This is a genomic window from Formosimonas limnophila, assembly GCF_014652675.1.
GTDB classification, from domain to species: Bacteria; Pseudomonadota; Gammaproteobacteria; order Burkholderiales; family Burkholderiaceae; genus Hydromonas; species Hydromonas limnophila.
In genome coordinates, this window is sequence record NZ_BMZG01000002.1 from 77,725 (window position 1) to 97,979 (window position 20,255).

18 protein-coding genes are annotated in these 20,255 nt (G+C 46.3%); 11 read left to right on the forward strand and 7 right to left on the reverse strand.

All coding sequences use genetic code 11. From position 1 onward, the window contains the following. Nucleotides 1–3: 3 nt before the first annotated feature. The 4 genes from IE082_RS02000 to IE082_RS02010 all read right to left on the reverse strand — a co-directional run bounded on the left by IE082_RS02000 (nt 4) and on the right by IE082_RS02010 (nt 2,761). The gene (locus IE082_RS02000; protein WP_189490822.1) at nt 4–750 is read right to left on the reverse strand and encodes a ZIP family metal transporter; all 747 of its coding nucleotides are present in this window, start codon (nt 748–750) and stop codon (nt 4–6) included. Between the two features lie 229 nt (nt 751–979). Beyond that, complete coding sequence (locus IE082_RS02005) at nt 980–1,321, reverse strand: hypothetical protein (protein ID WP_189490824.1); 342 nt, start codon at nt 1,319–1,321, stop codon at nt 980–982. Nucleotides 1,322–1,941: 620 nt separating this feature from the next. Beyond that, nucleotides 1,942–2,067: a hypothetical protein gene (locus IE082_RS11320; protein ID WP_268244678.1), complete on the reverse strand. Its 126-nt coding sequence runs from the start codon at nt 2,065–2,067 to the stop codon at nt 1,942–1,944. A gap of 175 nt (nt 2,068–2,242) precedes the next feature. Continuing rightward, a complete protein-coding gene (locus tag IE082_RS02010; RefSeq protein WP_189490826.1) occupies nt 2,243–2,761 on the reverse strand; it encodes a transcriptional regulator in 519 nt (172 codons plus the stop codon). A 307-nt stretch (nt 2,762–3,068) separates the two neighbouring features. Between IE082_RS02010 and IE082_RS02015 the strand changes: the two genes are divergently transcribed. From IE082_RS02015 to IE082_RS02055, 9 genes are all read left to right on the forward strand, one after another. Continuing rightward, complete coding sequence (locus IE082_RS02015) at nt 3,069–3,770, forward strand: CoA transferase subunit A (protein WP_189491229.1); 702 nt, start codon at nt 3,069–3,071, stop codon at nt 3,768–3,770. A 26-nt stretch (nt 3,771–3,796) separates the two neighbouring features. Next, nucleotides 3,797–4,444 carry a CoA transferase subunit B gene (locus IE082_RS02020; protein ID WP_189490828.1) on the forward strand — a complete coding sequence of 216 codons (648 nt, stop codon included), beginning with the start codon at nt 3,797–3,799 and terminating at the stop codon, nt 4,442–4,444. A gap of 549 nt (nt 4,445–4,993) precedes the next feature. Beyond that, on the forward strand, nt 4,994–5,188 hold the full coding sequence (locus tag IE082_RS02025; protein ID WP_189490829.1) for a hypothetical protein: 195 nt from the start codon (nt 4,994–4,996) through the stop codon (nt 5,186–5,188). Next, nucleotides 5,172–7,223 (forward strand): poly-beta-1,6 N-acetyl-D-glucosamine export porin PgaA, encoded by a 2,052-nt coding sequence (gene pgaA / locus IE082_RS02030; RefSeq protein WP_189490831.1) that lies wholly within the window; start codon nt 5,172–5,174, stop codon nt 7,221–7,223. The genes IE082_RS02025 and pgaA overlap by 17 nt, the downstream gene beginning before the upstream one ends. Beyond that, nucleotides 7,223–9,202: a poly-beta-1,6-N-acetyl-D-glucosamine N-deacetylase PgaB gene (pgaB, locus tag IE082_RS02035; RefSeq protein ID WP_189490833.1), complete on the forward strand. Its 1,980-nt coding sequence runs from the start codon at nt 7,223–7,225 to the stop codon at nt 9,200–9,202. Before pgaA ends, pgaB begins: the two co-directional genes overlap by 1 nt. Before the next feature lies 1 nt (nt 9,203). Beyond that, entirely contained in the window at nt 9,204–10,436 is a 1,233-nt protein-coding gene (gene pgaC / locus IE082_RS02040; RefSeq protein ID WP_189490835.1) for a poly-beta-1,6-N-acetyl-D-glucosamine synthase, read from the forward strand. Further along, a complete protein-coding gene (locus tag IE082_RS02045; protein WP_189490837.1) occupies nt 10,433–11,056 on the forward strand; it encodes a hypothetical protein in 624 nt (207 codons plus the stop codon). Before pgaC ends, IE082_RS02045 begins: the two co-directional genes overlap by 4 nt. Nucleotides 11,057–11,431: 375 nt before the next feature. Beyond that, nucleotides 11,432–11,746, forward strand: a complete 315-nt coding sequence (locus IE082_RS02050; RefSeq protein WP_229809671.1) for an ArsR/SmtB family transcription factor — start codon at nt 11,432–11,434, stop codon at nt 11,744–11,746. Continuing rightward, complete coding sequence (locus IE082_RS02055; RefSeq protein WP_189490841.1) at nt 11,736–12,677, forward strand: cation diffusion facilitator family transporter; 942 nt, start codon at nt 11,736–11,738, stop codon at nt 12,675–12,677. The genes IE082_RS02050 and IE082_RS02055 overlap by 11 nt, the downstream gene beginning before the upstream one ends. 130 nt (nt 12,678–12,807) lie before the next feature. Here IE082_RS02055 and IE082_RS02060 read toward each other — a convergent pair whose 3' ends face one another. From IE082_RS02060 to IE082_RS02070, 3 genes are all read right to left on the reverse strand, one after another. Next, complete coding sequence (locus IE082_RS02060; RefSeq protein WP_189490842.1) at nt 12,808–15,726, reverse strand: valine--tRNA ligase; 2,919 nt, start codon at nt 15,724–15,726, stop codon at nt 12,808–12,810. A 102-nt stretch (nt 15,727–15,828) separates the two neighbouring features. Further along, a complete protein-coding gene (locus IE082_RS02065) occupies nt 15,829–16,260 on the reverse strand; it encodes a DNA polymerase III subunit chi (protein WP_189490844.1) in 432 nt (143 codons plus the stop codon). A 110-nt stretch (nt 16,261–16,370) separates the two neighbouring features. Beyond that, on the reverse strand, nt 16,371–17,918 hold the full coding sequence (locus tag IE082_RS02070; protein ID WP_444542690.1) for a leucyl aminopeptidase: 1,548 nt from the start codon (nt 17,916–17,918) through the stop codon (nt 16,371–16,373). A gap of 85 nt (nt 17,919–18,003) precedes the next feature. Here IE082_RS02070 and lptF point away from each other — a divergent pair, with 85 nt between their 5' ends. Further along, a complete protein-coding gene (gene lptF, locus IE082_RS02075; RefSeq protein ID WP_189490849.1) occupies nt 18,004–19,116 on the forward strand; it encodes an LPS export ABC transporter permease LptF in 1,113 nt (370 codons plus the stop codon). 13 nt (nt 19,117–19,129) lie between these two features. Further along, on the forward strand, nt 19,130–20,254 hold the full coding sequence (gene lptG, locus IE082_RS02080) for an LPS export ABC transporter permease LptG (RefSeq protein WP_189490851.1): 1,125 nt from the start codon (nt 19,130–19,132) through the stop codon (nt 20,252–20,254). Nucleotide 20,255 lies beyond the last annotated feature (1 nt).

The window sequence follows — 20,255 nt, forward strand, 5'->3', positions numbered from 1 at the left end:
TCTTTAGGCGCTTGTCAAAGCAAATGCCGCCGAGCACACAAACCCTAAAACGGTCATGACACCAGTCCACTTACCGCCGTGCTCAAATGACTCTGGCATCATGCTGTTGGCCAACATCATTAAAATAGCACCTCCAGCAAATGCCTGAATAAATGAAATCCACTCCACCGCAACATGGCTAAAAACATGATAGCCCAATAGGGTTGCAAGCGCACAAATTAATGCAATACTCAGCCAAAGCGTCAAAATCTTGCGAGTAGACCATCCACTGGCTTTCATCCCTGATGTTCCAGCGAGGGCCTCTGGTAAGTTAGATACAAAAACAGCTAAGAGTATTGACGTACTAACCGAACCATTTTGAAACATACCCAAGCCCAAAACAATCGATTCTGGGATGCCATCTAAAATAATCGCTAACACCATTGGAACCAAAAGCTTAACGGAATTATTCAGCGACGCAGAATCTTGATTAGGGCTGCCAGCGCGGACCCGATGACCAAAGAATTCAATTAAACTATCCGACATTAAAAATACTGCAGCCCCCGCAAATAGCCCAGAAATTGGGAAGTAACTCCCCCCACCCAATTCAACCGCCTCAAGAACCAAATCATAGGCTACGGCGGAAATGAGCGCTCCAGCACCAAAGCCCATAATCATACCCAGCAGCTTTCGATTGATGTTCCAATAAACACCAATCAGTCCGCCCAAAACAAGAGATGAAACTGACAACAATCCGACCAAAAAAATCATTATATTAACTCTCCCATGAGTTGGTTATCAGGATAAAAACTAATCCAAATATGACTAATATCTTAAACTGTGGCGATTAGACTACGATAAATTTTCCCCACTAAAGCGGGGAGGTGGTCTCAATTTTTCAGGCTTATTGTGCTCATATTTCTTGTGGCCTGAATAATATAATTTTTGCCATAATCTTACCATTCTTTGCCAGTTCACTGAAAAACTGAATACACCATTTTTAACCAAAGATGGACATCCTCTCAAAAAAGACGCGTGAAACTGCTCCAGATAATAAAACAATACTAATCAAAAGCACCCCCAAATTAATCATGATGTCAACTTTAACAAAAGTCTTTAAATGAGCATTGTTTTTCGCGTCTTTATTTAGCGAATTATAGAAGCACTTTAATTGAAAGGCACGATACTGAAACAATAAGCTGATAGCGATAATCGCTAAACCAACGATGATGTTCATCATGAAATAGAATGGGTTTAAAAAAGCTCCGCTGATTACTAATATCCCCAGCATTGTCCATACGATTCTACACAGTAGAGATATTTTATTTTGCCAATAGTTCATTGATTAAATTCCTTGTTTGAAAAGAGTGACACGCTGCAACTACCTAAATGCACCCGTTTCAATGCAACGTCCGATAGGGTTCATGCACACGGCGCACTGCCCATTCAGTATCAAGCTGCCTTTTTCTGCCTTGCCTGACGCATTAAACATCGTCGTGACATCTTTGCAGTTGCTACAAAAGACGTTTTCTAAAATGTTCATTTTATCGTTAATGGGAAGCACGCTCCATAACTGAGCTGCTTGTGGTGTGAATTTAGGTAGTTTGAGGGTCGTAATATTAAAGAGTCATTAAAAAACACGGGTTAATGCTGGCTTAAGCTTTACCCATAGCGATGTCTGATAAATTTAGTCATTATGGTGCTGTTTAATTCAAATTATATCCGCATAAAGCTCTGGCAACTATTTTAGATGGCGATGGTAACATAGTGTCAGGGGGTACAATTAAAAAAGTGACCGTCCGCTTAAAGCGTTATTGCCTAAAAAGTGTCGTTGCGGGCTTGACCCGCAATCTCATCACAAACAGACCAGCAAGCGTGGACAAGTCGCTAAGCCCGCAATGAAGAAGTCATGAGCGCTGGTGATTCAAGCATCTGTTAGTCTATGGTAGCCTCGGCATTTTCTCAATTTCGGAGATTGCGGGTCAAGCCCGCAATGACGGTGGAGCAATCAGGCAAACATTCAAATCGTTTTTGATCCGCTTGAGATGAATCGCGCTCTATCACGTCGCGTTCAATGGTGATGTACATAACTTGTGCCTCCTCATGTGAGTTATTTTAGATGGGGCACGGTAACGCATTGTGGAGGCTGGGGATAATTAAAAGAGCGAGTGTGCTTTTTTGCGTTGTACAGATGCTTAACGTTCGACGTAAGGGGCGGCCCGCTTGCGGGACGTCCCCTTGACGGAGGGGTTAGGCGTCGGGTTCATATGCGCGTCTTGTTGGGCCAGGCTCGCAAAGTGCGCCGCTCTTGACGGACAAGGCGAACCCGCCAGAGCAAGTCGGTGAGCAAGATAGCGACTGCGGCATTGAACCGCCCCCTTGGCGTGGATTCCGCTTCATGCTCGGCGGGACCGAGCCATGGGAGCTGAGCAGTAAGCTTGGCGATTGTGGCTGACGAGAAGGACATGGGCTCCCACCCGTGACCAAACTCATTCCGTATTTTGCGAATGAGCGTAATCTCCTTGAACTCGTTCTGTTGAAGGAGGCCAAGGGCAAGGGCAGCGGAGGCTCTGGCTGAAAAGGTTCCCAGCGGAGCATTGAAGCCGGCAAGGAGATCACGAGAGGCTGTGCTTTCAATCAGGAAGGCACGGAGCATCTCTTCCAACCGCTCATCAAGCATTGAAGCGGCGACCAAAGCCGCCCCGCGATCACTCTCCTTGTTGAAGGAGGATAGAAACGCGGCCAACTGCGCGACCTCAGGTTCAGTTTCGCGTGTGCTCATGACGCCTAACGTAAGTTATACGGCAAAACACACTGATATTCTGTTTTCATTTTGCCGCATATCCTGTGTGAAAATTAAAATTTATCATATAAAACAAAAGATTAGATAAAAACAAGCTGGTTATTTATCCTAAAAATCAGCAGATCGCATCAAAGCTACTTCTATGCCTCTATCAATCTGTACATATTACCTTGATCTTCTGGTCGGATTTTAACTCGATTTTTCGTTTAGCGCCCTTTATTTGACTGGTTTTTTACGTTAAGATGCAATGAATCAATTTAATGCAGTGCAACAACAGGGGATGATGATGACGAATAAAGTGTTTGGCAGTGCGAAAGAGGCCTTGGCAGATATTGTGGCCGATGGCCAGACGTTGGCAGTCGGAGGTTTTGGGCTGTGCGGGATTCCTGAGGCGTTGATTGCGGCGTTGCGCGATACGGGGGTGAACAACCTCACGTGCATTTCAAACAATGCGGGTGTGGATGGCTTTGGCCTTGGGCAGTTGCTCGAAACACGTCAGGTCAAAAAAATGATTTCATCGTATGTCGGTGAAAACAAAGAATTCGAGCGTCAGTACCTCGCAGGTGAGCTGGAGTTAGAGTTCACGCCACAAGGCACTTTGGCTGAAAAACTGCGGGCGGGTGGGGCAGGCATTCCTGCTTTTTTCACCAAAACAGGCGTGGGCACACTGGTCGCCGAGGGCAAAGAAACCCGCGAGTTTAACGGCGAAACCTACATCATGGAGCGTGCATTGACCGCGGATGTGGCCTTGGTCAAAGCGTGGAAAGCCGATAAGTCAGGAAATCTCATCTATCGCCGCACCGCGCGAAACTTCAACCCGATGGTGGCTACAGCGGGCAAAATCACGGTGGTTGAGGTCGAAGAAATCGTTGAAAACGGCACATTTGACCCTGATGACGTGCACACGCCAGGGATTTTCGTGCAGCGCATTGTTTTGAATGCGACACCCGAAAAACGCATCGAGCAGCGCACGCTGCGCACTGCCTAATAGACAAAAAAATCAAGGAGCAATACATGGCTTGGAACAAAAACGAAATGGCCGCCCGCGCTGCGCAAGAGCTCGAAGACGGTTTTTATGTTAATCTCGGCATCGGTCTGCCGACACTAGTCGCCAACTATGTGGATGATGACAAAGAAGTCTGGTTGCAGTCCGAAAACGGCTTGCTCGGTATCGGTCCATTTCCCACAGAGGAAGAAGTAGACGCCGATTTAATCAACGCAGGCAAGCAAACCATCACCACGCTGCCTGGCTCGGCGGTGTTTTCATCGGCTGATTCATTCGGCATGATTCGCGGTGGTCATGTGAATCTGTCCATCTTGGGCGCAATGCAAGTCTCCGAAAAAGGTGACTTAGCCAACTGGATGATCCCAGGCAAAATGGTCAAAGGCATGGGCGGCGCGATGGATCTCGTCGCGGGCGTGCAGCGCGTCATCGTCCTGATGGAGCACACAGCGAAGCGAAAAGATGGCTCAGGTGAAGATTTTAAAATCATCCCGCAATGCACATTACCACTCACTGGTGTCGGCGTAGTTGATCGCATCATCACCGATTTGGGCGTGTTTGATGTCACGCCTGAAGGATTAAAAGTGGTGGAGTTAGCCCCTGAAGTCAGGTTTGAAGAAGTACAGGGGAAAACGGGGGTGACCTTGCTAAAGAACTAAGGTACCATCTCAAAAGCGCGGGTGACGTACAATACTCTTTTAGCTTATTGCTTCATGCTGCGCTCATTTTAACTGCCTTACTCAAGAGAATTTTATGCGTATAAATTTTATTAAATGGTCTGCTTTTGCAGTGGCTTTAATGTCGTCAGTATCCGTTTTTGCCTTGCCTGCTCCAAAGTATTTAGAAATTAAAGACGTTCAGAAGTGTTTGTCTGAAACGACCAAAGACACGGCAACTTTCGTTTGCGTTCCATCAAAAAAACCCACGCAATGTTCATCATCAAGCTGGAAGAAACTTAAGTCGCTCAAAGGTGAACAAAAAGTACCTGCTTGTCCTTCAGCGAAATAAGTTAGCTTTGGCAGGGACGTATGTAAAACGTACTTCGTCTCAAATCACAGCAGTTTTACTTCACTATCACTTGGATGTTGAGTGAGTTTTTGTGAAACCCAACAAAACCGTTAATCATGTTTTATTGTGAAGTTATTTGATTGTCAGTATCTTGGGGTTCGCTTTGTTCGACTCAATTTACTTGGTATAGGGAGAAAATTATGATTTGGGAAAATGTAGAGAGTTTTTCAAAGCTTGCCCGTATTGTTCCTTATCTATTTATTGTTCTTGGTTTTCTAGTTGCATTGGGTGGTCAGTATATTCAATCATTTATTAATGATCCCTCAGGGCTAAGAGCACAAAAGTTACCATATTTTTCCGACAAAATCTTTGACTATCATGCTCATGCAAACTAACTTTAAATCCTTTTGGGCTTTGATTGTTTTAATTTTTGGCTATCAGATCACTACTCAAGCACAAAACGTGGTTCAGCGAGCCAGTGAACAATCACCAAAAGATCAAGTGCAATTGGGGCATGATGAACAGCTGATTGAAGCTCAGCTGTACTTGACTGAAAACGATTTGTCAAATCTTGACAAACTCAAGCTGGCGCAGACTGAATTAGAGAGAAATCCAAACAACCCAGAACAAATCAGAGCGGCGTTTAATGCCGCAGCTCGCCTAAACGCATATCCTATTCAAGAGAAGTTACTTAACGATCACGCTGAGTTATTTGAACCGATTGATGTGCTTTGGCTAAAACACAGCAAAGCCATATTTTTGAATAGAGTGGGCGCTCAGACAGATGACTTGTCACAACTACAGCAGGCGAACGACTTACTCAATGAGGTTGTGACGCAAGCGCCTGTTGGTAGTGAGCTTGCTCTTTTAGCTAGAAAAGATAGAGTTGACTCATTGGTTAAAATTAGACAATATCGTCATGCAATAAAAGAATCCGACCAATTGATGGCAGAATTGCCTGAACTCCCCTTATATGTAAAAGAAGCTCGTGCTGACGCTTGGAGCGCGCTTAATCATCCGTTTAAAGCGCTTAAGATTTACAATCAAATTGCCACAACTAAACCTATTGATGAGCAAATGCAACAAAAAATTATCAATGCGAACATTGATGCAGAATACTATACCCGCGCGCAGCAAGAGATAGAAGCGCTCGCGCATAAACCTAAAAAAGGGGATTTCACTGGGACTAGGCTCATCGACAACCCTGCTTATAAAGATTTATTGTTTTCGCAAGTTCGGTTGAATGCATTGCGAGGGAACACAGCACTTGCAAGAACTCAGATTAATAAATGGCTCCACGATGCGCCAGCAGATCCTTGGGGGTTGATGCTCAAGGGTGATATTGCAACCTATCAAGATCACTATGATGAAGCCAAAGCCTTGTACTCCAAAGCACAATCGCTCTTATCTCCAAAAGACCAGTACATTGTAAAAACGAAACAAGCAGAAATGTCGCTAGATTTAGGAGATTGGCGTACGGTTGTTCAAGATGTTAAGTCATTGCCTAAAGATAAAGAAAGCGTTGAGCATGTATCAGAAAGACTTGCTGTTGAGAAGGGCGCGCAAATAATTGTATCAGCAGGTCGTCCTCACGCCACACACCCTACTGACACTGAGCGTGAAACGCAACGTGACGCCTATTTGTACTCACATCGCCTTGAGAAAGGGCATCGTTTTTTTGTGCATACACAACGCGTCAAAACGCCAGAAGAAGGCGGCACATTACACAGTGGGTTTGTCGGAATAGGTGCAGAACTAAGTTTGTTTCCTGTCAATATAAAACTCGAGTTTGGTAGAGGCATGAATATTAATAGGCGTGGTTACTTGTGGCTGACAGGCCAATACCATATTAATCAGCATTGGGAAGCGCAAGCTGCTATTAAGTTGAATAGCGACCAGGTTTTAGCAAAAGCTTTGAATGATAAAGTATATGGAAATCAATATAACATCAGTGCGATATACACTGCTAGTGAATGGAGAAGCGCAGGCGTATGGTTTGACGCCTTAGACTTATCTGACCATAATCAACGCCTAGGTGCAAATATATGGCTTCGCCAAGACTTACTGCGACATGACCGCTGGCGACTTAATAGTTATACAAGCCTTGATACCAGCAAAAGTAAAAAAATGTTCACGGCTTACTACAGCCCTTACCGTGAAGTGGCGGTAGAAACGGAGTTGGATCTTAGTTATCGTCAGCCCATAGATGGTCGAATATCATTGACTAGCTCAATAGTGGCAGGTGCAGGGCGTTATTGGCAGTCGGATTTTTCACCGCAAACCACTTGGGTTTTGCGTGCACGGCAAGAGTGGATTCTTGGTCCAAGATTTTCAATCAGTTATGAGTTTGGTCGCCGAAAATCAGTTAATGATGGTTTAGCAGATATAAACAATTACGGCTCACTTGAGTTAAATATGAGGTTTAAATAATGGGCATACTAACCAAATATGGTTCAAAAGCTGTTTTTTTACTCTCGGTGTTATGGGCACTGACAAGCTCACCATTCGTGAATGCACGCACAACGGATGTGCGTTACAGCGTGTTATGTTACCACGACATTGTGGACGAGTCGCGTCCTCTTAATCGTCCAATTGCAATTCCAAAGCTCAACGAAATGAGTGAGCACAGCAAGCCACGTCAATATTTTTCTCAAACAATTGAATTATCGACATTGATCACGCACTTTAACTGGCTTAAGGCGAATGGTTACACGCCAGTTAGTTTTCAGCAAATTCTCGATGCTCAACAAGGCAAATTTAACTTGCCTAATAAAGCAGTGTTGTTGACTTTTGATGATGGTTATGAGAGTTTTTATAATTTAGTTTATCCGCTACTTAAGCAATATCGTTACCCAGCGGTACAAGCTTTAGTGACATCTTGGATTGACGCTGCTAATAATAGTTCGATTACATATGGCGATGTTCAATTGCCGCGAAGCGGTTTTTTAACTTGGACACAACTCAAAGAGATGCAGAGTAGCGGTCTGGTTGAAATCGCATCTCATACTCACAATCAACACCGCAGTGTCGTGAGCAACTCAAGCGGAACAAAACAAGCAGCGTTACTCAGCCCAGCATTCACTCACAATCATTATGAAACTGAAAGCGAGTACAAAAAGCGTATCCTTGATGACCTCATGACTTCTTCGGCAAGCATTTTAAAAAACACAGGTAAAACACCACGTATTATTGTATGGCCGTATGGGCAATTTAATGATGTCAATGTGGCGTTAGCAAATCAAGCAGGATTTACGCATCACTTCACGTTGGAAGAGGAACAGCATAACCTTCCTGAGACGAAGCGAGTTGGGCGATTGTTAATTGATGAAGAGACCTCTCTTGAGTCAATACAAGAGTATTTAACCGAAAACACATGGCAATTACCCACGCAGCGAGTGGTTCATGTTGACTTAGATTATTTATACGATGCGAATCCAGCACAGCTTAATAAAAATCTAGATGTTTTGATAGAACGCATTCATCAATTGGGCATTTCAACAGTTTATCTTCAAGCCTACGCAGACCCTGACGGCAATGGCGTAGCCAGTGCTTTATATTTTCCAAATCGACATATGCCGATGCGTGCGGATTTGCTAAATCGTGTTGCATGGCAACTCGCAACACGGTCAGAAGTGAAGGTTTATGCATGGATGCCCATGCTGGCGTTTGATATGGGTAAAGGTTATGAATATGTGACGGATACTCGTACTCTCAGACCAAGTCAAAATGCCTATCTTCGACTATCACCTTATTCGAAAAAAAATCAGAAGATCATTAAAGAAATATATCAAGATTTGGGTTTGTATGCTAAGTTTGATGGTGTTTTGTTTCATGATGATGGCTTTTTAACAGACTTTGAGGGGCCAATTAAACAGGGGCAACGAACAGATGCGACTATGAATATTGAGGCGCAAAGTAAAGCTCAAACTTTAATTGATTTTAGTCATGAGCTAGCAAAAATAGCAGGGCAGTATCAGCGAGGAGGCGTTGCTAAGTTTAAAACAGCACGTAATATTTATGCTAGCGTGATTATGGACGAGAATGCAAGCAAGTGGTTTGCACAGGATTTAGATTCCTTCATAAAAGCTTACGACTATACCGCAATTATGGCAATGCCATATATGGAGTCAGAACATTCCATCACTAAAAATCAAGCCAATCAATGGGTGGCTCAGCTTGCTGACATCGTTCTGAAAAAAACGAACTCAAACAAAGTAGTTTTCGAATTACAAGCAAAGAATTGGCGGAATCAAGAACCAATTGATAATACGCAAATGGTCCAGTGGATGCAAATTTTAGATAAAAAAGGCATTCAAAATTTTGGCTATTATCCAGACAACTTTATTGAAAATCAGCCAGATAGCGATACAATTCACCCGTTTTTTTCATTAAAGAACCAAGGGAGATAAAATGACTTGGCTTGATATTATCACCATGTACGTTATGATATATCCAAGTGCCACTGCTTTCCTATGGATGATAGGCGGGATATACTATTTTTTTACTCAGGAAGAGATTGGACATATCACGTCTTACGATGCGAATGATCCGACTTTTGTGACCATTATGGTGCCGTGTTATAACGAGGCGGCAAATATTGACGAAACCGTTGAGCATTTATTGAACATTCGTTATACCAATTATGAGATTTTATTGATTAACGATGGTAGCCGTGACGACACTGCCCGGTTGATTGATGGCTGGGCTGCATGCGAGCCTAAAATTCGAGCATTACACCAAGAAAACCAAGGCAAAGCAACTGCTCTGAATAATGGCATTAAACATGCACGTGGAGAGATTTTAGTTTGTATTGATGGTGACGCAGTGCTGGATTATGATGCAATTTCTTATTTGGTTAAGGCCATGAAAGGTAAACCCAACGTCGCCGCAATCACTGGTAATCCCCGCGTAAGAACGCGCACCACAATTATTGGCAAGCTGCAGGTGACCGAGTTCAGCTCTATTATTGGCTTAACCAAACGAACTCAAAGTGTTTACGGCACTATTTTTACAATATCAGGGGTAATTGGTGCTTTTCGAAAAAGCGCAATGGAGTCCATCGGCGGCTGGAGTCCAGATATGATTACCGAAGACATCGATGTGAGTTGGAAACTGCAAATGATGGGTTACGACATCTTGTTTGAGGCTAACGCGCTTTGCTGGGTGCTGATGCCAGAAACCCTCAAAGGTTTATACAAACAGCGCTTGCGTTGGGCGCAAGGTGGAGCAGAGGTGTTTTTGAAATTCTTTAAATCAGGTATTAGCTGGTCTGGTCGACGATTTTGGCCACACTTATTTGAATATGCTGCAACACTAACTTGGGCTTACAGCATGCTTGGTTTAATTGTGTTACGTTTTTTTGATCCTTATTTACTGCTTCATCCAGAGTTTAATTGGCATATTTTACGAAGTACTAGCTTTATTATTCTGTGTATCTGTATGATTCAGTTTACAGTCAGTTTGTACATCGACAGCCATTATGAACGTGGCTTGTGGCGTAGCTTTATTTGGTGCATTTGGTATCCGCTGGCATACTGGACGCTCAACTTAATCACCATGACAATAGCTTTTCCGAAAGCACTTTTTCGTAAACGTGGTCAGCTAGCGGTTTGGAGCAGCCCTGATCGAGGCGTATCATTATGAATAAAGAAGACTTACAAAAAATCATGGTTATTGAGCATACGGGTCCACGCACCTGGCGCTTTCGTGCACGTACAGCTACATTGGGGCTCATAGCATGGCTAACTTGGCTTTATATCGTGTGGTACTTTTTTTCATTCAATCATGTGATCTTGACTCAAGAACTGATTCATGGCTGGTATTTCAAAGACATAAATCGTAGTATTTTTTTGTTATCTGTTGGTCTTTTGTTTGGTTTACATACATGGGCACGTTACAAAAAAATACATACAACAACTTTATTTGTCTACCCACTTACAATTGCCTCAATTTTACTTTTGGCTGGTTTTGTTTACGTACAGTATGGCATTATTCACTTAAATGAAATTTTGGTTCAGCGAATGATTGAATTAACAATTGCTCTCGCCGCGACTGCGTCAATAGGGTATTGGTTAGGACAAATTCGTGGTAAACGATCCATAAATGCTAAAACTGCGCTGCTTCATGGCGTGGTATTGGGCCATGCGGCAATTTTTTTGGCCTCGTATTTTCCTCTTATTTCGGTTTATGTATGGTTCATTTTGTTCTTTTCGTGCTCATACCTTATCTCAAGAAAATACGGAATTCCCCCAAATCAATCATAACCGTAGTATGTTGTAACGAGAATAAAACTGACCCCTGTGTGTGTTGAAGTTCTCGGTGTGGGGTCGTTGGTCTTCTTACCTAAAGTGATTAAACCAAGTGGATATTTAAAAGGTCATCACCCCTTATCTTTAGATAGGAAAACAATCCAGACATACTGGTAGCGAGCTGATTCAGATCGCAGGGTGCGATCAGTGTCGGTTTATTGTCTGCGCCCATCAAATAGAGAAGGGTTTGCCTTTTGTTATCAGGAAAAGGTATAAATAAGCCATGCAATATCCAAAGCATTTTTTTCTTTGGTTTTTAAACAAATAATTGAATAGTTATTCAATTATCAATATAATGACATCGTTCAAATTTAAATAATGAATTTCACCATGAACAACGAGACACATCATACGAACGACGAGCACATCGCCGAGCTTTCCGATATTTTTAGTCTATTGGGTGATCCGACGCGTTTGCGACTGGTGCTGTGCTGCCTTAATGAGCCATTCGCGGTGACGCAGATTGCACAAAGGTTGGGGGTGAGTACGTCATTGGTGAGCCATCATTTGCGACTGCTGCGCGCGGCGCGGTTGGTGCGGGCGGAGCGGCGGGGCAAGCAGGTGTTTTGTCAGGTGACTGATGACCATATTCGGGTGATGTTGTTGAATTTATTGGCGCATATTGAGGAGCCTCATGATGACTAATGTGAACGTCCATTCTGATTTTGCGCAGCACGGCGAGGGCGATGCGCACCACCCTCATCAGCATGAGTATAAGCAGTCGCATTTGCTCGGTTTTGCGTTGTTGTTGACGGGGGGCTTTGCTGCGGTTGAGGCTTTGGCGGGGTGGTATTCGGGTTCGTTGGCGCTGATTTCGGATGCGGGGCACATGTTGACGGATTCGGTGGCATTGGCTTTGGCGTATTTCGCTCAAAAGATGGCTGCGAGACCTGCGTCGGCGAGATTGTCTTTCGGCTATACGCGAGTGGAGGTGGTGGCGGCGTTTGTGAATGGTTTGACGATGGCCGCGATTGTGCTGTGGATTATGGGCAAAGCCATTTGGCGGCTGTGGCATCCTGCGCCAGTTGATGGCGAAACGGTGACGTGGGTGGCGACGGTGGGTTTGTTGATCAACTTGGGCGTGGCGTATCTGCTGCACTGTGACCAAACGAGTATGAACACACGCGCGGCACTCGTGCATGTGATGGGTGATTTGCTTGGTTCTGTGGCGGCGATTGTGGCGGGGATTGTGATTGCGACGACGGGCTGGATGCCGATTGACCCGTTGCTGTCGATTTTTGTGGCGTTGCTGATTGTGCGTTCGACGTGGCGCGTACTCAAGGAGTCAACGTGGCACTTAATGGATGCGGTGCCGCACGGTTTGGACTATACCAAAATCGGCGAGCGGCTGCGTTCCTTAAAAGGCATCGCCTCCGTGCATGACCTACACGTGTGGGATATGTCGCCCAACCAGCCCACACTGATGGCGCATGTGATTCTCGAGGCCGATGTGCAGTGGCCAAAATTATTAGACCAAGCGCGTGCGATGCTGCATGAGCAATTTGGGATTGAGCACATTACTTTACAGCCAGAATGGCAGCAGTGCTCTGTGGGGACTACTCACAAGGTGCATTGAAATGAAAAAGCCACGTTCATGAACGTGGCTTTTTAATGGCTGTCTCGCAAAAAATAAATCCTTCGCGAAATGAATTGTGCGTGAGACACAAGCAAAGAGTCAATTAAATATTTGAGGGAGACTCTTGGGATTACTTTACGGGCAAGGTGCTTAACTGCCCTTTGAGTTTGCCCAAGGTGCTTTCAAACTCAGCCAACCGTTTACGCTCCTGTTCAATCACCGCTGGTGGTGCTTTGGCGACGAAGGCTTCATTGCCGAGTTTGCCGTTGGCTTTGTTGATTTCGTTCTCTAATCGGGTGATTTCTTTGGTGAGACGTTCGGTTTCGGCTTTTACGTCAATTTCGACTTTGAGCATCATTTCAATGTTACCGACGACTTGCACGGGTGCTCCCGATGCTTCTGGGAGTTGTTCGAGTACGGTGACTTCAGAGAGTTTCGCCAAGGTTTTTAGGTACGGAGCGAATTCTTTGAGTTTGGCGTGTTCAGACGCTTGAGCGGCGATGAACAGCGGGGTTTTGGTGGACGGCGCGAGGTTCATCTCACCGCGCAGGTTTCGGCAGGAGTCCACCAAGCCTTGTAGTTCGTGCATCCATGCGTCGGCGGCTGGGTTGATTTTTGCTTCATCATACACAGGGTAGGTGGCGAGCATGATGGAGTCGGTTTTTTTCATGCCGGCGAGCGGGGCGACGGCTTGCCAGAGTTCCTCTGTGATGTAGGGCATGATGGGGTGCGTGATGCGAAGGGTCGCTTCGAGGACGCGCAGCAGGGTACGACGAGTGGCACGTTTTTGCGCATCGTTGCCATTCTGTAGAGCGACTTTGGCGAGTTCGACGTACCAGTCGCAGTATTGATTCCAGATGAATTGATAAATGTGCTGCGCGATGAGGTCGAGGCGGAAGTCGGGGAACTGCTTGGCAACTTCGAGCTCGAGGCGTTGCAACTCGTTGATAATCCAGTGGTCAACAGCCGAGTATTCGAGCTGAGCATTCTCATCAATACTGCAGTCTTGGCCTTCGCAGTTCATGAGGACGAAGCGCGTGGCATTCCAGATTTTGTTACAAAAGTTGCGGTAGCCTTCGGTGCGCTTCGAGTCAAAATTGATGCTGCGACCTTGCGTGGCGAGCGAGGCAAATGTGAATCGCAGCGCGTCCGCACCGTAAGATGGGATGCCATTCGGGAATTCTTTTTCGGTGGCTTTGCGAACAGCGGGCGCGGTTTCAGGACGACGCAGACCTGTAGTACGCTTTTCGAGCAGTTCGGGCAGGGCGATGCCATCGATGAGGTCAACGGGGTCAAGCACGTTGCCTTCTGATTTAGACATCTTTTTGCCCTCGGCGTCACGGATGAGACCGTGGACGTAGACAGCGTTGAACGGGTTTTTGCCCGTGAAATACTTGGTCATCATGACCATGCGCGCGACCCAGAAGAAAATAATATCGTAACCAGTGACCAGCACTGATGATGGCAGGAAATGCTTCAAGTCAGGCGTTTCGTTCGGCCAGCCCAGTGATGAGAAAGGCACAAGTGCAGAGGAGAACCATGTGTCGAGCACGTCTTCCTCACGGGTCAACCCTCCAGCTTGTAATGCATCCATACGGCGGCCAATTGCGGCTGCAGCGTCTACATCGGCAGATTGGCCGATGCTGTCGAATAATTTTTGCATTTTTGCGGCGAGTTTGTCACGCGCGGCCGCTTCGGTGCGGGCAACGTGGGCTTCGCCCTCAGCATCGTACCATGCGGGAATTTGGTGCCCCCACCAGAGTTGGCGGCTAATGCACCAGTCTTGAATGTTGTTTAACCACTGATTGTAGGTGCTATTCCAGTTGTCGGGCACTAGACGGATTTCGCCATTGTTCACAGCGGCGAGGGCGGGTTCGACGATTTTTGCTTTGCCTTCACCTGTTAAATCCATAAACCACTGATCGGTGAGCATGGGTTCAATCACGGTGCCTGTGCGGTCTGATTTCGGCTGTTGCAATTTATGTGGTGCGACTTTTATCAATAAGTCACCGAGGTCGGCGACGATTTGCTTACGCGCGATGAAGCGGTCTAGGCCGCGGTAGGTTTCGGGCGCATTGTCGTTAATCGTGGCGTCGAGATTGAGAATGCTCATGTGGCCGAGGTTGTGGCGCGCGCCGACGGCGTAGTCGTTGAAGTCATGCGCAGGGGTGATTTTCACTACACCAGTGCCGAAGTCTTTGTCCACGTATTCGTCGGCAATAATCGGAATGTTGCGATTGCACAGCGGTAATTGAACGAGTTTGCCCACCATTGCCGTGTAGCGTGTGTCTTCTGGGTGAACACAGAGTGCTAAGTCACCGAGTAACGTTTCTGGACGCGTTGTCGCGACCGTTAAACCATCGATGGTTTGGCTGTTACCTTCGTTGTCTGTGATGGTTTGCGGGCCATCGGCGAATGGATAAAGGATGTGCCACATTGAGCCATCGACCTCCTCAGTGATGACCTCAAGGTCAGACACCGCTGTGCCGAGCACGCTGTCCCAGTTCACCAAACGTTTACCACGGTAAATCAAGCCATCTTCGTACAAACGCACAAACACTTCGGTCACAGCGGCGGACATTTTGTCGTCCATCGTGAAGTATTCACGCGACCAGTCGATGCTCGAACCCATGCGGCGGATTTGTTGACTGATGATGTTGCCTGATTTTTCTTTCCACTCCCAGACTTTTGTCGTGAATTTCTCGCGACCTAAATCGAATCGGCTGATGTTATCTGCTGCTAACTGACGCTCGACGACGATTTGCGTCGCGATACCTGCGTGGTCGGTACCCGGAATCCACGCTGTGTCTTTACCCGACATGCGCGCGTGACGCGTGCAAGCATCCATGATGGTTTGGTTGAACGCATGTCCCATGTGCAGCGTGCCCGTGACATTTGGCGGCGGCAGAAAAATACTGTAGGCGTCGTTGCCTTCGTTCGCAGTGGCTTTTGCATAACCGCTCTTTTCCCAATGCTCGCGCCAGTGGTTTTCGAGTTGTTCGGGGTTAAAAGACTTGTCTAAAGCGTCGAGAATCGGGGTCGTGGTCATTTTGGTGTTCTTTATACGAATGGCGATAAAAGGGTACAAATAAACAACGTGCGTTCGATGAAGGCACGTTGTGGTTATTAAATAAAGCGTTATTATAAATCGTTAGCTGCGTTTTTTGGCTGAAATGTCATGATGGCTCATTACGTAACCACGGCTTTTATAGTGCTGCCAACGCTCACGGGCGGCTTTTCGTGGTATGTCGTCGTTGGGAATCACTTCGATGAGGCGGTGAAACTGAGCAAAAGAAGCTGGCTGCTCATCCGAGAGGTTAATCAAGACTTCATGGTGCGGATAGTCAGACAGTGGTGTGCTGGTGAGGATAATCGGCGCGACCAATGGTTCAGTTGGCTCACTGTCCACGTGTTCATGGGCAAGAAAGGCATGGGACTGCCACAATGCTTGAGACAACGCGCTTAGAGTTTGTGGCGGACCGTAGACCACGGCAGCTTGACCGCTTGTGTGGACTTTGAGTAACAAACGGGCAACGTAGTCGAGGCGGTTTGGGGCGTTCGAAAAAAAGTCGATTTTGGTCATAAAATCATTCGCTTAAAAATTCAAAATCACTTTATTGCGGGGCTGTGGAGCTAAAAAGTTTTCTCAAGGTACTTAAGAAAACTTTAAAACAACCCCCACAATAGAATCATTTACTTCGCGCGATTGAATATGAATTGGCTCAATAATGCCACTGGGCGACCTGTTGCACCTTTGGCTGCACCACTTTTCCACGCTGTACCAGCGATGTCGAGATGCGCCCAAGCGTAGTTCTTAGTGAAGCGTGATAGGAAGCACGCGGCGGTGACGCTGCCAGCGGGCATGCCACCGATGTTGGCCATGTCGGCGAAGTTTGATTTGAGTTGTTCTTGATACGCGTCGTCAAGTGGCATACGCCATGCGGTGTCGCATTGCGTTTGGCCTGCGCTTTGTAATTCGGTGGCTAAGTCGTCATTGTTGGCAAATAAGCCGCTATGGTGGTGACCAAGCGCAACGATGCACGCGCCTGTTAGTGTGGCCATGTTGACGACCGCTGCGGGTTTATAACGCTCTGCGTAAGTGAGCGCGTCACACAAAATCAGGCGACCTTCAGCGTCCGTGTTGAGAATTTCGACTGTCAAGCCTGCCATGGTGGTGACAACGTCACCTGGTTTGCTCGCATTACCTGCTGGCATATTTTCGCATGTCGCAATCAGACCAATGACGTTGATCTTGGGCTTTGTCTCGCCCAGTGTTTTGAATGTACCGAGCAGTGACGCTGCGCCGCACATGTCGTATTTCATCTCATCCATACCAGCACCTGGCTTGAGCGAAATGCCACCCGTGTCGAATGTGATGCCCTTACCGACTAATACGGTTGGAGCGTCTTTGGCATTGCCGCCTTTGTATTCGAGAATGATGAAGCGTGGCGGTTCAGTTGAGCCTTTGGCCACGGATAGAAACGAGTTCATTTTCAGCGCAGCGATTTGTTTTTTCTCTAATACTTGTACTTTGAATTTGTATTGTTTGGCCAAGTCCTGCGCGACTTTACCGAGATAGATAGGGGTGGCGAAGTTCGGTGGCAGATTGCCGAGGTGTTTGGTCAGTGCCACGCCTGATGCGATACCGACTGCTTGGGAAAATGTGGTTTTTTGTTCGGCTGTGGCGGTTTTTTCTAAAAGCAAAGTGAGGTGACGCTCTTCTTTTTTGGCTGTTTTCTTTTTGCCATTCATCGCGTAAGGCGCGTCGAATTCATAGTTGGCATCGGCTGCACCGAGCACCAAATGATTGATGAGCGCAGCGTCAGTGCTGATGGCGTCGTCGAGAATCACGCTGGCGTCACTGATTTTGTATTGTTTGGCGTAGCTGATGATGGCCGAACCCGCTTGACGAGCGGTGGTTGCTGTGTCATTGATGACACCAACACCCAGAACCACGAACTGACTGTGTGTGCTGTCACTAAAAATGGATAATTGTTGACCCGCTGCACCTATGAATCTCTCGCTGGCAATGGCCGCTTTGATTTGACTCTGAACCGCAGTGGGTAACTGCTTGAGCGATGAGCCTGAAATGTAAGCGGCTTCAGAGGTAGTTTGCGAAGCGAGAATGAATGTGGTGGCGACTTTTTTGGCTGTGCCTTTGGCAGCTGAGCCCGATTTGAGTGAAAATTGCATGGTGGTTTTCCTGTAAAATGCGGCGATTGATAAAGCAGATTTTGCCATTATAGCCAAACTCACCACTTATGCGTGGTTGATGAAGGCTTTGGCTGCATCGTTAACAAAAACAAAAAAACGAAAGTACTCAAATATGATTTTTCAACGCTCTGTATTGCATGAACAGATGGGTGTAGCCATCGGGATTTTTTTGACCCTATTGACCATTACATCTGTGTTGTTTTTGGTCAAAGGCTTACGCGCCGCGGCTTTGGGTAGTATTGGTGTGGACGCGGTGGCGCAGTTGCTTGCGATTAGCACGTTAAAATATTTACCCTTGTTGATTGTGGCGACGATTTCGGTGGCGATTGTCGTGACCTTGTCACGTCTTTATCAAGAGTCTGAAATGGTGGTTTGGCAGACCTCAGGCGTGAGCGCCCTTGGTGTGTTGCGTCCAGTGGCGATGCTGGTATTGCCGATGTTTGTTTTTTTATTGTTTCTTAACTCTATGCTGGCACCGTGGACGAGCCAGCAATTGGCGACTTACCGCAATCAGTCAGGTATTGCGGAGTTGAATTTGATTAAAAGCGGTGAGTTTCGTGACAGTAGTGGGGGCAATCGTGTGTTTTTTATCGAACAAATTGACAAGACTTCGCCGCCAGTGTTTAAGAATATTTTCGTTGCCCAAAAAGGCAAGGGTGGTGAAACCACGCTGGTGTTGGCCAAGTATGCCACACTGCGTAACACGCACGACAATCGTCCGTTTATGGTGCTCGACGAGGGTGTGCAGTATCAAGACAATGTGAAAGACCAAATACTGCAAAGCATGCGCTATGGTCAGTATGGTTTTTCTATTGATGAGTTTACCAAAATCAAAACAGATGATTTGGCCAAGACGCCAACTGAGCAGATAGCCACTCAAGCATTGATTGAGCAAAATGATAAAAGCGCGTGGTCAGAGCTTTATCGGCGCTTTAGTGACGCGTTTATGATTGTTCCCATGGCCTTGTTTGCGGTGGTGTTGTCCTATGTTCGTCCGCGCTCGGCTCGAACTTGGGGTGTTCTAATGGCGGTTGTTTTATTCGCCGTGTATGTCAACTTGATTAAACTGGGTGAGTCACGTATTGACCAAGGGCGTTGGAGCATATTGCAGAGTGTTTTGTTGATTCATGGTGGAACGACTGCGATAGCGATTCTTGGACTTTGGTATCGTGCCCATGCTTGGCGTCTGCCTGTTCTGTCCTTGTTGCTTCGAAACCCTCGATAATGGATGTGAATATATGACTTTGGTTTTACGGACTTTTTATAAAGAAATCCTCTTTGCGATATTGGGGGTTTTGGTGCTGTTTTTGCTGTTGTTTTTAACCATTGATGGTTTAGAAACCGTTAAAAACGTGGGACGTGCTCAATATACATGGGTCACTTTATTGACTGTGATTTTCTTAAAAGTACCTGAGTATGTGTATCAGTTGCTGCCCATTTGTACATTGATTGGCACGATTTTGGCGCTTTCTGGCTTGGCGGCGCGATCAGAGTTGATTGCGTGGCGTGCTTCTGGCTTGAGTTTGGGGCGATTGGTTCGGATTGTTTTGGGCTTGGGCTTGTTGCTGTCTGCTTCGCTCTGGGTGATTGGTGATGCCGGTATTGCGCTGGCAGATAATCGTTCCAGTGAGATTCACAATACAGCTTTAGAGCGCACGGGTTTTTATAAGAATGCGAGTGGCTTTTGGAGCCGACAAAACATTGCTGACAATGGTTCACGCATGATTAATGTGCAGAGTATTAAAGATGGTGACACGTTGGTCAATGTGGGCTTGTTTGAATTGTCCAATGACTTTAGTCTGCGCCGAATTGTTTTTGCAAAGACCGCCATACAGGCAGATGCAAGCCAAAAATCAGGTCAATGGCAGCTCCAAGGTGCGCGCGTAATAGACGTGGTGACCAATGCGCAAGGTCTGATTACGCAAGCCAAAGAACACATTGAGCCGACGCTGCCTGTTGACTTGGGTGAGAATACTTTGACGGTCATGCGCAATTACGGCCAAGAATACGTTTATCTGACCTTTGGACAGTTGGATGAACGAATGCAGACATTGAGTGAGACGGCGCAAAGCACGCGGGTATTTGAGGTGGCTTATTGGCAAAAAGTGTTTTATCCCCTGAGCGTTTTGGTCATGCTTTTATTGGCACTGCCTTTCGCATTCATGCAAACCAGAAAAGGTGGGGTTGGTATACGGGTGTTTACGGGAATTATGCTTGGCTTGGTGTTTTTCACATTGACCGCTTTGTCTCAGTATCTTGGCGCATTGGTGACGTATTCGCCGATATTTCTGGCAGTGGCACCGAGTTTGGTCTTTTTACTGATTGCGCTGATTTGGTTGCGGCGCATTACCAAGGTGGTGTGAC